1 protein-coding gene is annotated in these 232 nt (G+C 35.8%); it reads left to right on the top strand.

Translation table 11 applies throughout. The features are described from left to right. On the top strand, nucleotides 1-232 hold a 232-nt coding region (locus tag SB756_RS35920; protein ID WP_410914019.1), incomplete at both ends, for a DUF5105 domain-containing protein.

Below are 232 nucleotides of genomic sequence, written 5' to 3'. Positions count from 1 at the left end.
AGTGTAAAAGCTATCAAAAATGAAGAAGCTGAAGTTGTGGCAAAAGTTACAGGCATTGACGCATCTGAATTAGAAGACAAGCTGGCTGATATTTCAAAAGAATTTTATAAAGGGAAAATCACAAAAAAAGAGTTGTACAAAAAGAGCTTGAAGATATATGCGAGTGAATTTGAAAAACTTCCTCCGGCATCCAGCCCTACTGAATTTGAAGTGAAAATGAAACGTAACGGTG

This window comes from Pseudomonas sp. SIMBA_068, from assembly GCF_046534705.1.
Taxonomy (GTDB): Bacteria; Pseudomonadota; Gammaproteobacteria; order Pseudomonadales; family Pseudomonadaceae; genus Aquipseudomonas; species Aquipseudomonas putida.
Note: the sequence above shows the minus strand (reverse complement) of the source record. Positions and strands in the feature narration are given on the sequence as shown.